The organism is Pseudarthrobacter sp. NamE2 (assembly GCF_005796205.1).
In the GTDB taxonomy this organism is placed as follows: domain Bacteria; phylum Actinomycetota; class Actinomycetes; order Actinomycetales; family Micrococcaceae; genus Arthrobacter.
The window spans coordinates 318,264-331,681 of the sequence record NZ_VAHN01000001.1 but is presented as its reverse complement, the minus strand read 5'-3'; the positions used below and the strand labels follow the sequence as shown (position 1 = coordinate 331,681).

Here is a 13,418-nt window from a genome sequence, read left to right as displayed (position 1 = left end):
CACGCTGCCCGGCCGCTCACCCGGCGATCAGCAGGGCGGCCGCGAGACCCAGGACCGCGATCAACAGCCAGGATGCCAGGGCCGCCAGCAGCGCCCGCCCGCCGGTCAGCAGCAGGGTCCGGATCCGCACCGCCGAACCCAGCCCGAACAGGGCAGCGCCCAGCAGCACATCCTGCAGCATTGCCCCGGCTTCAAGCCAGTCCTCCGCCAGCCACCCAGTGGAGCGCAGGCCCACCATGGCCACGAACCCCAGGACGAAGAGCGGCACCACCGGCGGCAGCTTCGCGCCATCTGTCCCGGTTCCGTTTCCCGGCCTGGCAGAGAACCGGTGGTGCGTGCCGGCCAGGGCCGCCACCGGCGCCAGCAGCAGCACCCGCGTGAGCTTGACGACGACGGCGATGCCCAGCGCCGCTGTCCCTGCGGTTTGCGCCGTGGCCACTACTTGGCCAACGTCGTGCACGGACGCGCCCGTCCACGCACCGAACACGGGGGCGGTCAGCTGCAGGGGATGCACCAGCAGCGGCAGGACACCGATGGCCAGGGTGCCGCACAGTGTCACCAGCGCCACCGGAAGGACCGTGTCGATATGCCGGATGCGGCGGACGGCCGCCACTGCCCCGATGGCGGATGCGCCGCAGATCGAGAATCCGGTAGCCACCAGCAGCGATGTCACCGGGGACAGCCGGAAGAGCCGGGCTATCAGGTAGGTGCCGCCGAAGCCGGCCACCACCACTGCCGTGATGAGGACCAGTGCCAGCCAGCCCAGCCCCAGGACGTCCATGATGCTCACTTTCAGGCCGAGCAGCACGATCCCTCCGCGCATCAGGTGCTTGCCTGCGAAGTCCAGTCCGGGCCTGGCCCGCCCTGCCGTCCAGGCACCGGCCCCGGGCAGGTTGGCGGCCAGGACGCCCAGCACCACGGCGAGGGTCATTGCCGGCAGGACCGGAACCAGCCAGTGGACCAGGAACGCGGCCGCCAGGGCCATCGCGGCGGTGGCCAGGCCGGGCAGCAGCCGTCCGGCCCGGGGATGGCTTTCCCCGGGCGCTGGCTGGCTTCTGCTGACGGGCACCCACCTACTGTGCAGGATCAGGCCCGGAAACAGCGAACCGGCGGGCATCGCCAACACGCCACATCAGCGTGCGGTTTATGAATTCGAAACAAAAAGATGGTTGGCTATTGGGCATGCCAGACCTATTCCAGGATTACTCCGAGGCCGCCGGCCGCACCGGAGCCTACGACGAGATGTTCGCCCCCGGGCAACAGGCCAGGGACTCCTACGGGCAGGTGGCGGACGCCCTTCGCAAGCTCTCGCTGGCCGACGTCAGCGCGCGCGCCGACTCGATGGCCCGCACCTTCCTGGACCGCGGAGTGACCTTCGACTTCGCCGGGGAAGAGCGCCCCTTCCCGCTGGACATCGTTCCCCGCGTCATTCCCGCCGGGGAATGGGACGTCCTGGAGCGCGGCGTCGCGCAGCGCGTCCGCGCGCTGGAGGCGTTCCTCAACGACGTGTACGACAAGATGACCGTGGTGTCCGACGGCGTGATCCCGCGGCAGCTCGTGACCACCAGCGCACACTTCCACCGCCAGGTCCACGGGTTCGAACCCGCCGGCGGCGTCCGGGTGCACATCTCCGGCATCGACGTGGTCCGCGACGCCGCGGGCACCTTCCGGGTCCTGGAAGACAACGTGCGCGTCCCGTCGGGGGTCAGCTACGTCCTTGAAAACCGCCGCGCCATGGCCAAGGGCCTGCCCGAGGCGTTCGGGCAGCAGCTCATCCGGCCGGTTGAGGAGTACCCGCGCCGGCTCCTCTCCGCGCTGCGCAAAACCGCACCCGCCGGGGTGGATGACCCCACGGTCGTGGTGCTCACTCCCGGCGTCTTCAACAGCGCCTATTTTGAGCACACGCTGCTGGCCGGCCTGATGGGTGTGGAGCTGGTGGAGGGCCGTGACCTCATCTGCCGCGGCAACCGCGTCTACATGCGCACCACCGCGGGCGAGCAGCGTGTAGACGTGATCTACAAGCGCATCGACGACGACTTCCTGGACCCGCTGCAGTTCCGTGCCGACTCCATGCTGGGCTGCCCGGGCCTGGTCAACGCCGCCCGCGCCGGCGGCGTGACCATCGCCAACGCCGTCGGCAACGGCGTCGCGGACGACAAGCTCGTCTACAGCTACGTGCCGGACCTCGTCCGGTACTACCTCGGCGAGGAGCCGGTCATCGCGAACGTGGACACGTACCGCCTGGAAGAGCAGGAAGCCCGGGAGTACACCCTGGACAACCTGGCGGACCTCGTGGTCAAGCCGGTGGACGGCTCCGGCGGCAAGGGCCTGGTCATCGGCGCCGACGCCTCCAGGGACGAACTGGATGCGTTGCGGCAGCGGATCATCGCGGATCCGCGCGGCTGGATCGCCCAGCCCGTGCTGCAGCTTTCCACGGTGCCCACCCTGAGCGGCGACAAGTTCGGCCCGCGGCACGTGGACCTTCGCCCCTTCGCGGTGAACGACGGCGACAACGTCTGGGTGCTTCCCGGCGGGCTGACGCGGGTGGCGCTGAAGGAAGGCTCGCTGATCGTGAACTCCAGCCAGGGCGGCGGCTCCAAGGACACCTGGGTCCTGGCCGACTCGCCGCAGATGCCGGTGGAAAGCCTGCCCCGGCCGTCCATCGCCGTGCGGGAGCGGGTATCAGTGTGGCCGGTGGAGAGCAACTGGCGCGACCGCCAGTCGGAGCAGCAGCAGTGAGCCGCCCCGCCGTCGAACATCCGTCCTGTCATTTTTCGGGCCCGCTGGAGGTAGCCGCGAATGCTTAGCCGTATTGCCGAGTCCTTGTTCTGGATCGGCCGTTATGTCGAACGGGCCGACGGCACCGCCCGCATCCTCGACGTCCACCTGGAACGGTTGAACCACCTGCCCATGGAGGAACGCAAGAGCGTTGCCCAGGAACTAATCGCCGTGATGGGCGCCCGCCCGCAGAACGAGGACTTCGGGCTTCCCGAACTGCTGCACGCCCTGGCCTACGACAAGACCAGCGCCACGTCCATTGCCGGTTCCCTCGGTGCTGCCCGCGAGAATGCCCGCCGGGCCCGCGAAACGGTGTCCTCGGGACTATGGGAAAGCCTGAACACCACCTACTACGGGCTGAGCCAGCACCGCAAGGACGTGGTGGGCACCTACCGGTTCTGTAACTGGACGCTGGAGCGCACCGCCATGGTCAGCGGCCTGGCGGACACCACGGTGAGCCACGACGAAAGCTGGCTGTTCCTGGTGCTGGGCCGGTCACTGGAGCGCGCCGACATGACGGCGCGCATGCTGTCCACCCGGGACGTCCTGTCCGCCGGCATGTCCTGGGTGAACATGCTGCGCTGCGCCGGCGCCTACGAGTCTTTCCTGCGCACCCGCCGTGCAGCCTTCGGCGACCAGCACGCAGCCGAGTTCCTGCTGCTGGACCGTCTGTTCCCTCGCTCGATCGTCTACGCTCTGCGCGACGCGGACGAATGCCTGGCCAAGCTGGACCCCTCCGCGCAGCGGGTGGGCTTTATCAACGACGCCCGCCGGATTGTTGGCCAGGCACGCACCTTCCTTGAGTTCCACCACACCGACGACCTGATGTCGGAGCTGCCCGAACACATGGAACGCGTGCAGAAAGCAGTGTCCCAAACTTCGGACGCGATTTCCCGTAAGTACTTCAATCAGGCGGATGAGCTGGCCTGGGTGGGAGAAGTTTCATGACCCGGCTGAGCATCGTCCACACGACGGCCTACAAGTACAACAAGCGCGTCACGCTGTCCTACAACGAGGCGCGGATGACGCCGCTGACGGATTCTCAGCAGGTGGTGCTGGAGTCCGTGGTCAAGGTGTCGCCGTCGCAGGCCGCCGTCAGCACCTACCGCGACTACTGGGGCACCAGGGTCACGGCCTTCGACATGCAGATGCCGCACGACCACCTTGAAGTGGTGTCCAACATCACCGTGGAGGTGCACCGGGCGGAAAAGGTCCCGTCCGAGGCCGAAATTGTGGGTTGGGACGTCCTCGCGTCCCCCGAAACGCTGAACACGTTCAGTGACTGGCTGCCCCAGTCCCGGCTCAGCGGCCCGGGCGACGAAGTGCTGGGCATCATCCCGGAAGTTGTTGCCGGGAAGAACCCGCATGACGCCGCCATGGCAGTCTTCGCCTGGATGCGCGGCGAGATGACCTACATGTCCGGGTCCACCGGCGTCACCACTAACGCTGAGGAAGCCTGGGGCCAGCGCCAGGGCGTCTGCCAGGACCTGGCCCACCTGGCCATCGGTGCCCTCCGCAGCTGCGGCATCCCGGCACGCTACGTCTCCGGCTACCTGCACCCGCGCTCCAGCGCCGGTATCGGCGAGACGGTGGCCGGGCAGTCCCACGCCTGGCTTGAGTGGTGGGACGGCGAATGGCGCAGCTGGGACCCCACCAACCACAAGCCCGCGGGGGACTTCCACGTCACGGTGGCCCGGGGCCGGGACTACCGGGACGTGTCCCCGCTCAAGGGGATCCTGTCCGGCGGCGGCGGATCGGCGCTCTCCGTGAGCGTGGAGATTACGCAGCTGGCCTGAGCAACCCGGCGGAGCGGCAGGTTCGGGGCAGGGTACTCCATCGGCCGCAAGTGCCACCGGAGAGCCGCCGGACGCGCCGGACAGCTGGGTGCCTTCGCCGGTGCGGAACACCACCGTCCTGCCGTCCACCGTGTAGTTGATCGGAAGGATGTCCGGACGGCCGTCAGCCAGGACAGCGAGCCGGCCAACCGAGACCGTCCGCAGCAGTGCCCAGCATTCGTGCCGTTCGAGGTTCCGTACTTCGGGGGAGGTCCCGGCGTCCATGGCGCCGGGCTTACCGCTACCAGGGGCTGGGTTTGTAGTCCTTGAGGAATACGCCGTACTGGTCCTCACCCTTCTCTCCCATGACGATGGGATCGTAGACCCGGGCGGCGCCGTCCACCAGGTCAAGGGGAGCGTGGAAGCCTTCCTCCATTAGCCGGATCTTGGTGTAGTGTGGCCGCTCGTCGGTGATCCAGCCGGTGTCGACGGCGGTCATCAGGATGCCGTCCGTCTCCAGCATCTCCTGGGCGCTGGTCCGCGTCATCATGTTCAGCGCGGCCTTGGCCATGTTGGTGTGTGGATGGCCCGGGCCCTTGTAGGCGCGGGAGAACTGGCCTTCCATGGCAGAAACATTCACGATGTACTTCCGGCGTGCCGTTGAACGCCTCATGGCGTCCCGGAGGCGGCTCACCAGCAGGAACGGTGCCGTGACGTTGCAGAGCTGGACTTCGAGCATTTCCAGCGGATCCACCTGGTCCACAACCTGGGTCCAGCTGTTGATCGTGGCCAGGTCCGGGACCAGCCCGCCGGCGTCGATGGCTGTGCCGGACGCAATGCGCTCCAGCGATGCCGAACCGGTGGACAGGGCCAGGGACGTTATTGCGTCCCCGGCGAGGACTGGATGCTCGGTGACGCTGCCGGCCAGTGCCAGGGGGTGTTTGTCATGGGCGTGCCCGAAGGTCAGCAGCTCGGGACCGCCGTTGGCGCGCTCGAGGGCGGCGGGAAGGGGTTCGTCCTCGGCATCCACCAGCGGCTTGTAGGCGTTGCCGGAGCGGCGGACCGTCTGCGCGGCGTTGTTGATGATGATGTCCAGCGGGCCGGCCTCATTGAGGGAATCCGTCAGGGCCATCACCTGGGCGGGGTCGCGCAGGTCGATGCCCACGATGCGGAGCCGGTGCAGCCAGTCGGCGCTGTCCTCCATGGCCGCGAACCGGCGGGCGGCGTCCTTGGGGAACCGGGTGGTGATGGTGGTGTGTGCGCCGTCGCGGAGCAGCCGCAGCGCGATGTACATGCCAATCTTGGCGCGGCCGCCGGTCAGCAGCGCACGCCGGCCCGTCAGGTCGGTCCGGGCATCCCGTTTGCTGTGGCTGAAGGCGGCGCAGTCCGGACACAGCTGGTGGTAAAAGGCATCTACCTGGGTGTAGTGCTGCTTGCAGATGTAGCACGGGCGGGACCGGATGAGGTGGCCGGCGATTTTCCCGGTGGCCGAGGGTGCCAGTTTGTTGCCGCGGGTCTCGTCATCAATCCGGTCCGGCGCCGCGGTCGCAGTCTGCGCGATGACGGCCCGGTCAGCTTCGGCGACAAGGTCCCGCTTGGTGACCCTGCGGTGCCTCTTGACGGCCTTGAACATCTTGCCCGTGGCGCGGCGCACCGAGATATAGTCCGGGTGCTCCTCGTCGTAGGCGTGGATGGTGTTCAGGACCTTGAGGCAGGCCTGGATTTCCTCAGGGGTCAGGTCGGGGGAGCTCATTAGTCCAATTTTACAGGGCAGGGGCACGGCTTAAGCCCGGCGGGCGGCCTCCGGAGATGCCGCCCGCCGGACCACATGCCAAGCTACTGAAGCCGCGCCCCGGGCGAGGCCTCAGCCGCCGCGGCGGCGTGGGTCTTCGCCACCTTGTCCACGGATTCGCGGACGTCGGGGTACTGTTCCGCCGCGGCCTTGACGGCGTTTGGCAACAGGCGGAGGTTCTTGGCGGACAGCTGCCGCTCCTCCTCGCCCGGCTCCGGGACCTCCTGGCCCTTGGAAAGCACGGTGATGCCGGATTCTGTGACCTTGAAGCCGCGGGCGCGGTCCAGATCGGCGTCGAGGCCGATTGCGGCACCTGCAGGGATGCGGACGTTCTTGTCCACGATGGCCCGGCTGATGACGGCTCCTTCACCGACGTACACCTTGTCCATCAGGACCGAGTCCAGGACGCGGCTGCTGGTGCCGACGAACACGTCATTGGAAAGGACGGAGCCTTCCACAATTGCGCCGCTGATCACCACGCCGCTGGAGACGATCGAGTCCAGGGCCGTGCCCACGGTGTTGTTCTGTCCGCGGACGAACTTGGCCGGCGGGGAGATGCTTTGCCGGGTGTAGATGGGCCATTCGGAGTTGTACAGGTTGAACACGGGCAGCGGAGAGATGAGGTCCATGTGCGCGTCGTAGAAGGAATCGATGGTGCCGACGTCGCGCCAGTATGTGCGGTCGCGCTCGGTTGAACCCGGGATCTCGTTCAGGGTGAAGTCGTAGACGCCCGCCTCGCCCTTGTTGACGAAGTAGGGGATGATGTCGCCGCCCATGTCGTGCTTGGTGTCCAGCCGCTCGGCGTCCACGTGCAGGGCCGCCACCAGGGCGTCGGCGTCGAACACGTAGTTGCCCATCGAGGCCAGGAACTGGGACGGGTCGGCGGCCAGGCCGGGAGTGGAGGCGGGCTTTTCCACGAAGGCCGCAATCTTTTGCGGATCGTTCTGGTCCACCTCGATGACGCCGAACTGGTTGGCCATGTGCAGCGGCTGGCGTACCGCGGCCACCGTGGCCTTGGCACCGCTGTGGACGTGCTGGGCAACCATCTGGGCGAAGTCCATGCGGTAGACGTGGTCGGCGCCCACCACCACAACGATGTCCGGGTTGGCGTCGCGGATGAGGTTCAGGGACTGGTAGATGGCGTTGGCGCTGCCCAGGAACCAGCTCTTGCCCACGCGCTGCTGAGCCGGAACCGAGGCCACGTAGTTGCCCAGCTGGGTGGACATGCGCCAGGTCTCGGAGATGTGCCTGTCAAGGCTGTGGGACTTGTACTGGGTGAGGACGACGATCTGGAGGTAGCGGGAATTCACCAGGTTGGACAGGGCGAAGTCGATCAGCCGGTAGCTTCCCGCGAAGGGCACCGCCGGTTTCGCGCGGTCTGCCGTCAGTGGCATCAATCGGTTTCCCTCGCCGCCGGCGAGGACAATGGCCAGGACTTTTTTCGTCAACGGCATAATGGTCGCTCCTGTACGCCCTCGTAACTCCCCAAGTCAGTCCGGTTCGCCCGGACCCCTTCACACTAGAACAGTTAAGCGTGAAGGACTACCTTGGGTCTTGTGCGAATAGACATTGTGACTAAAGAGTTCCCGCCGGAGATCTATGGGGGCGCCGGAGTGCACGTGGCCGAATTGAGCAGGGTGCTTAGTAAGCATGTTGACCTGCAGGTTCGTGCTTTCGGGGCTCCGCGCGACTCCGATTACCACGGCGCCACGGTGACGTCCTACCCGGTGCCGGAAGACCTGGGAGCGGCCAACGCCGCTGTGCAGACGCTCGGTGTGGACCTGAGGATCGTTCCGGACGTCGAGGGCGCGGACCTGGTCCATTCGCACACCTGGTACGCCAACATGGCCGGGCACCTGGCATCGCTCCTCCACGGCATTCCGCATGTGCTCAGCGCCCACAGCCTGGAGCCGCTGCGCCCGTGGAAGGCCGAGCAGCTGGGCGGCGGCTACGCGCTCTCGTCCTGGGTGGAGAAGACCGCATACGAGTCTGCCGCCGCCATTATCGCTGTGTCCGACGGCATGCGGCAGGACATCCTGCGCAGTTACCCCAACGTGGACCCGGCGAAGGTGCGCGTGGTCCACAACGGCATCGATGTCGAGCTGTGGAAGCGTGACGAAAACCACGACGCCGTCCGCGCGCTGGGCATCGACCCCGCCAGGCCCAGCGTGGTCTTTGTGGGCCGGAACACGCGCCAGAAGGGCGTCCCGTACCTGCTCCGGGCTGCCGCCAAACTGCCCGACGACGTCCAGCTGGTCCTCTGCCTTGGCGCAGCGGACACTCCCGAACTTGCCGCCGAGACGGCGCGGCTGATCGAAGACCTGCAAAGCCGGCGGACGGGCGTCGTCCTCATTGAACGCATGCTGCCGCGCCACGAACTGATCCAGGTGCTCAGCCACGCCACCGCCTTCGCCTGCCCTTCCATCTACGAACCGCTCGGCATCGTGAACCTGGAGGCTATGGCCTGCGGGGCCGCTGTGGTGGCAAGCGCCACGGGCGGCATCCCGGAGGTGGTGGAGCACGGCCGGACGGGCCTGCTCGTCGACCTGGAACAGGTCACCGACGGCACCGGCACCCCGCTGGACCCGGACAAATTCGTCAGCGAGTTTGCCGCTGCGCTCACCGAAGTGGTCTCCGATCCCGAGCGCGCCCGTGCCATGGGCCAGGCGGGCAGGGAACGCGCCGAAAAACACTTCTCTTGGGAATCCATTACGGAGACCACCCTTGAGGTGTACCGCTCCGTCCTGCCAGCCTCGAGCTGACCGTCCCCACAGCACTACGACGACGGCGCCGCTCCCCTGGAGGGAAGCGGCGCCGTCGTTGTTTCCGCAGTGAGCAGGCGGACCGGGGGCCCGTGTCAGTTCTTGCGTGCCGCTGCCGTCCTGGCCAGCAGGACTTTCTCGTCCACCGGCGCCTGGCCGCTGGCGCGCTGGCTCCGGAAATGGGCCCGGGCCTCATCCTGGCGCGCCTTTTCGGCGCCGGTCGCGATGGCTGCGCGGACGTGCCCGTCCCCGTAACCGAACGCGTCAACCAGGTCCAATGCGTGTGGCCGGATCTTCACCAGCAGCCGGTTGATGTACTCGCCTACGGTGCGGCCGCGCTGCATGGAGAGCCGGCCGTTCATGAGGTACCAGGAGAGGTTCTTTTCAATCAGTGACAGGCCGAAGAGATCGCGCAGCCAGGTGAGGACCCTCTTGGTGCCGGGGTCTGCGACGCCGGCGAGCGCCTCGGTGAAAGCCTCCCACTGAAGCAGCTCCGCGTGCGCCCGGGCGGCGTCGATCAGCTCATTCTGGTGGCGGTTGAAGAGGGCAGCGCCTTTCTCGTGTGACAGCCTGTGGCTGCCTTTCAAGGCGGCGCCCGTCTCCGCCACCATGGTCTGCACGCGGTCCGTCAGCAAGGCGCGCTGGCTTTCTTCGTCGCGCAGGGCGATGGCTGCCTTCTGCACTGAACCGCTGTCAGCCATGAACTGGGCCACCTGCCGCAGCCCGGTGCGGTGGAGGGCGACGCCCGTCGCCTGACCCACCACGTACCGGGCCAGGACGCCGAAGTCGACGCTCCGGAACTCCCTGGCGTAGTCGGCGAGGAGGCGCTTGGCCACCAGTTGCAGCAGGACGGTGTTGTCCCCCTCGAACGTGGCGTAAACGTCCAGGTCGGCGCGGAGCGAGGCGAAGCGGTTTTCTATCAGGAATCCGGCGCCGCCGCAGGCCTCGCGGCATTCCTGCAGGGTGTCCAGGGCGTGCCAGGTGCTGAGCGGCTTGAGCGCGGCGGCGAGGGTCTCCAGGTCCTGGCGGTCCTCGTCGGTGTCGGCGGCACCGGAGAAAACGTCGTCGAACTTCTGCAGGAGTTGCTCGTGGGCAAAACCGGCCGCATATGTGGTGGCCAGGCGGGTGAAGAGGCGGCGCTGGTGGCGCTGGTAGTCGAGCAGGACTTCCTCGTCCGTGTGGGACGAGGCGTTGAACTGGCGGCGTTCGGCGGCGTACTGGATGGCAGCTTTGAGGGCGACTTTTGAGGCTGCCACGGCGGCACCGTCCAGGGAAACGCGCCCCTGGACCAGCGTGCCCAGCATGGTGAAGAACCGGCGGCCGGGACTCGCGATAGGAGAGGAGTAGGTTCCGTCAGGGGCGACGTCCCCGTAGCGGTTCAGCAGGTTGGTCCGGGGGATGCGCACGTGGGTGAAATGGAGCCGACCGTTGTCGATGCCGTTGAGGCCGCCCTTGACGCCGTCGTCCTCGCCGCCGATGCCTGGCAGGAATTCCCCTGTGACGGGGTCGCGCAGGTCGACGTAGAAGGCGTGGACGCCGTGGTTGACCCCCGTGGTCACCAACTGGGCAAAGACCACGGCCGCAAGACCGTCGATGGCCGCGTTGCCGATGTAGTCCTTCCAGGCCGCCCGGAACGGCGAGTGCACCACGAATTCTTCGGTTTCCGGCAGATAGGTTGCGGTGGTGGCGATACTGGCAACGTCCGAGCCGTGCCCGGTCTCCGTCATGGCAAAGCATCCGGGGATCTCCAGGCTCATGATGCCGGGAAGCCATTGTTTGTGGTGTTCCCCGGTGCCCAGGTGCATCACGGCCGAACCGAACAGGCCCCACTGCACGCCCGCCTTGATCTGCAGGGAAGGATCAGCCACAACGAGTTCCTCGAACCCGGCGATGTTGCCTCCGTGGTCGTCCAGGCCGCCCAGTGCCGAGGGGAACGCCCGGTGGACGGCTCCGTTTTCCACCAGGTACTTCAACTGGCCCGAAACCCGTGCCCTGTGCCCGGTGTGCGGCAGCCCCTCGGTTTTGTGCAGTTCGGGACGGGCAGCAAGGTCCCTTGCCTGCCGCCGGACGGACGCCCACCTGCCCAGCAATTGTTCACCGAGCGCCTCGACGTCGACGGCAGGTTCGGCGCTTTCGATGCCATTGCGGCGGTCCACTACTTGAGTCATATCAATGTCCTTCGTTGGCAGATGGCTTGGGTGTTTTGGAAGCTGGAGAAAGTTCGGGGGCGACGCCGACGCACAGCCAGGCGGTGATCTGGCGGGCCATGGCTTCCTGGCCGGGCTTGGCAGGGGAGTCCGGCGTGCTGAGCCACTGCTCGCCGGCGTTGCGCACCAGTCCGATGGCTGCTTTGGGCCAGTAACCGATGACTGTTTCCTTTCCGTCGCCGAGGTGCGAGCGCATGGGCGTGGCAATCATTTCCGCCACGACATCGAAGAAGTGGCCCAGCGCGCCGGAGACGGGCCCGGAGGATGCTTCGTCAGCCGGCTCACCGGTGGCGGCCCTCGTGACAAAGCTGTAGACGTTGGGGCTGGTGTCTGCCATTTGCAGGTAGGCGGAGACCATGGCCAGCAGTCCCTCCCTCGGAGTCACGGCGCTTTGCACGGCTTCCTGTATCCGGCGCTGCATCTGGCTCAGGACCACTTCGCCCACTGCCTGCTGCAGGCCCGCCTTGTCCCCGAAGTAGCGGTAGAAGACGGACTTGGACGTACCCGCTGCCGCGGCAATGTCTTCCATGGAAGCGTCGCTGCCCAGTGCATGGACAGCCCGCCGCGCCTGCTTGATCAGTTCCCGCCGGCGTTCCTCCCGGTGGCTCTGCCAGCGCGAGGAACGGCCGTCAGCGCCGGTTGCCAGGGGAGGCGGGATCAGGTGGGGGTCGGAAAGATTCACGATACCCAGCGTATCAGGTACGCTGGGTATCGGTAATCGCCCGCAACCAGAGGAGACAGCCATGTCCACTGACGGACAGTCCATTCCTGCCGCCGAAGCAGCAGCCGCTTCCGCCCCTGCCCTCCGCCGGGCCGTCGTCGTAGGAGGCAACCGGATACCCTTCGCGCGTGCCGGCGGCTCCTACGCGAAGTCCTCGAACCAGGACATGCTGACGGCCGCGCTGGACGGCCTGATCGCACGCTTCGGCCTGCAGGATGAGCGGCTGGGGGAGGTGGCCGCCGGCGCCGTGCTGAAGCACTCGCGCGATTTCAACCTCACACGCGAGGCAGTCCTCGGTTCGGCGCTGTCCCCCGAAACGCCGGCCTACGACCTTCAGCAGGCCTGCGCCACGGGCCTTGAGACCGTGGTGGGGCTGGCCAACAAGATCAGGCTTGGCCAGATTGAGTCAGCTATCGCAGGCGGTGTGGACTCTGCCTCGGACGCACCCATCGTGGTCAGCGAGGGGCTGCGGGAAGTCATCCTCGACCTCAACCGGGCCAAGACCCTACCGCAGCGCCTGCAGATCCTGGCACGGCTGCGGCCGAAGGACCTCGCTCCGCTGGCACCCGGCACCTCCGAACCCAGGACCGGCCTGTCCATGGGAGAACACCAGGCCCTCACGACGGCCCAGTGGAAGATATCCCGCGAAGCCCAGGATGAGGTGGCGCTCAACAGCCACCGCAACCTGGCTGCCGCCTACGAGTCCGGGTTCTTCGATGACCTGGTGACGCCCTACCGCGGAGTGACCCGGGACGGCAACCTGCGGGCCGACACCTCCATGGAAAAGCTGGCCGCCCTGAAGCCGGTGTTCGGCAAGAGCCTGGGCGCCGAAGCTACCATGACCGCCGGCAACTCCACACCCCTCACTGACGGTGCTTCCACCGTGCTGCTGGCCTCGGACGAGTGGGCCGACGCCCGCGACCTGCCCAAGTTGGCGGCCGTGGTGGACGCGGAAGCGGCGGCAGTGGATTTTGTGCACGGCAAGGACGGACTGCTGATGGCACCGGTCTTCGCGGTTCCCAGGCTCCTGGCCAGGCACAATCTCACGCTCGCGGACATCGACTTCTTCGAGATCCACGAGGCGTTCGCGGCCACCGTCCTGAGCACGCTGGCCGCCTGGGAAGACGAGGAGTTCGGCCGCACCCGCCTCGGCCTGGACGGCGCTTACGGGAAGATCGACAGGGCCCGCCTCAACGTCAATGGCTCCTCCCTGGCAGCCGGCCATCCGTTCGCCGCCACGGGAGGCAGGATCGTCGCTTCCCTGGCCAAGCAGCTGCATGAGAAGGGCAGCAGCGACGGCCGGCCGGCCCGCGGGCTGGTATCCGTCTGCGCAGCGGGCGGACAGGGCGTCGTCGCTATCCTCGAATCGCTGTAAGGGGGCAT

10 protein-coding genes and 1 pseudogene are annotated in these 13,418 nt (G+C 67.2%); 5 read left to right on the top strand and 6 right to left on the bottom strand.

All coding sequences use genetic code 11. The features are described 5' to 3' along the window. Positions 1 to 16 precede the first annotated feature (16 nt). Positions 17 to 1,069: a YeiH family protein gene (locus FDW83_RS01590; protein ID WP_138135856.1), complete on the bottom strand. Its 1,053-nt coding sequence runs from the start codon at positions 1,067 to 1,069 to the stop codon at positions 17 to 19. A 113-nt stretch (positions 1,070 to 1,182) separates the two neighbouring features. Here FDW83_RS01590 and FDW83_RS01585 point away from each other — a divergent pair, with 113 nt between their 5' ends. From FDW83_RS01585 to FDW83_RS01575, 3 genes are read left to right on the top strand one after another with little or no spacing between them, the layout of a single operon-like run. After that, positions 1,183 to 2,739 carry a circularly permuted type 2 ATP-grasp protein gene (locus FDW83_RS01585; RefSeq protein WP_138135855.1) on the top strand — a complete coding sequence of 519 codons (1,557 nt, stop codon included), beginning with the start codon at positions 1,183 to 1,185 and terminating at the stop codon, positions 2,737 to 2,739. A 60-nt stretch (positions 2,740 to 2,799) separates the two neighbouring features. Next, positions 2,800 to 3,726 (top strand): alpha-E domain-containing protein, encoded by a 927-nt coding sequence (locus FDW83_RS01580; RefSeq protein ID WP_138135854.1) that lies wholly within the window; start codon positions 2,800 to 2,802, stop codon positions 3,724 to 3,726. Further along, a complete protein-coding gene (locus tag FDW83_RS01575) occupies positions 3,723 to 4,574 on the top strand; it encodes a transglutaminase family protein (protein WP_138135853.1) in 852 nt (283 codons plus the stop codon). Before FDW83_RS01580 ends, FDW83_RS01575 begins: the two co-directional genes overlap by 4 nt. A 96-nt stretch (positions 4,575 to 4,670) precedes the next feature. Here the strand turns inward: FDW83_RS01575 and FDW83_RS01570 are convergent. The 3 genes and pseudogenes from FDW83_RS01570 to glgC all read right to left on the bottom strand — a co-directional run. Continuing rightward, positions 4,671 to 4,838: pseudogene (locus FDW83_RS01570) on the bottom strand (pyridoxamine 5'-phosphate oxidase family protein); the annotation flags it as partial. A 16-nt stretch (positions 4,839 to 4,854) separates the two neighbouring features. Further along, positions 4,855 to 6,306, bottom strand: coding sequence for an SDR family NAD(P)-dependent oxidoreductase (locus FDW83_RS01565; RefSeq protein WP_138135852.1), 1,452 nt, complete (start codon positions 6,304 to 6,306; stop codon positions 4,855 to 4,857). A gap of 83 nt (positions 6,307 to 6,389) precedes the next feature. Next, positions 6,390 to 7,799 carry a glucose-1-phosphate adenylyltransferase gene (gene glgC / locus FDW83_RS01560; protein ID WP_138135851.1) on the bottom strand — a complete coding sequence of 470 codons (1,410 nt, stop codon included), beginning with the start codon at positions 7,797 to 7,799 and terminating at the stop codon, positions 6,390 to 6,392. 102 nt (positions 7,800 to 7,901) lie between these two features. On the opposite strand from glgC, the gene glgA reads away from it, so the two are divergent. Next, a complete protein-coding gene (gene glgA / locus FDW83_RS01555) occupies positions 7,902 to 9,107 on the top strand; it encodes a glycogen synthase (protein ID WP_138135850.1) in 1,206 nt (401 codons plus the stop codon). Positions 9,108 to 9,202: 95 nt separating this feature from the next. Here glgA and FDW83_RS01550 read toward each other — a convergent pair whose 3' ends face one another. Together FDW83_RS01550 and FDW83_RS01545 are read right to left on the bottom strand one after the other, a co-directional pair. Beyond that, positions 9,203 to 11,275 carry an acyl-CoA dehydrogenase gene (locus tag FDW83_RS01550; RefSeq protein WP_138135849.1) on the bottom strand — a complete coding sequence of 691 codons (2,073 nt, stop codon included), beginning with the start codon at positions 11,273 to 11,275 and terminating at the stop codon, positions 9,203 to 9,205. A 1-nt stretch (position 11,276) separates the two neighbouring features. Then, on the bottom strand, positions 11,277 to 11,996 hold the full coding sequence (locus FDW83_RS01545; protein ID WP_370281146.1) for a TetR family transcriptional regulator: 720 nt from the start codon (positions 11,994 to 11,996) through the stop codon (positions 11,277 to 11,279). A gap of 61 nt (positions 11,997 to 12,057) precedes the next feature. On the opposite strand from FDW83_RS01545, the gene FDW83_RS01540 reads away from it, so the two are divergent. Beyond that, positions 12,058 to 13,410: an acetyl-CoA C-acetyltransferase gene (locus FDW83_RS01540; RefSeq protein ID WP_138135847.1), complete on the top strand. Its 1,353-nt coding sequence runs from the start codon at positions 12,058 to 12,060 to the stop codon at positions 13,408 to 13,410. Positions 13,411 to 13,418 lie beyond the last annotated feature (8 nt).

What these genes read in the sequence shown, in the direction of transcription:
- FDW83_RS01585 (WP_138135855.1), top strand. Translation starts at nt 1,183, where the DNA reads ATGCCAGACCTATTCCAGGATTACTCCGAGGCCGCCGGCCGCACCGGA.
- FDW83_RS01540 (WP_138135847.1), top strand. Translation starts at nt 12,058, where the DNA reads ATGTCCACTGACGGACAGTCCATTCCTGCCGCCGAAGCAGCAGCCGCT.
- FDW83_RS01550 (WP_138135849.1), bottom strand. Translation starts at nt 11,275, where the DNA reads ATGACTCAAGTAGTGGACCGCCGCAATGGCATCGAAAGCGCCGAACCT.
- glgC (WP_138135851.1), bottom strand. Translation starts at nt 7,799, where the DNA reads ATGCCGTTGACGAAAAAAGTCCTGGCCATTGTCCTCGCCGGCGGCGAG.
- FDW83_RS01580 (WP_138135854.1), top strand. Translation starts at nt 2,800, where the DNA reads ATGCTTAGCCGTATTGCCGAGTCCTTGTTCTGGATCGGCCGTTATGTC.
- FDW83_RS01565 (WP_138135852.1), bottom strand. Translation starts at nt 6,306, where the DNA reads ATGAGCTCCCCCGACCTGACCCCTGAGGAAATCCAGGCCTGCCTCAAG.
- FDW83_RS01575 (WP_138135853.1), top strand. Translation starts at nt 3,723, where the DNA reads ATGACCCGGCTGAGCATCGTCCACACGACGGCCTACAAGTACAACAAG.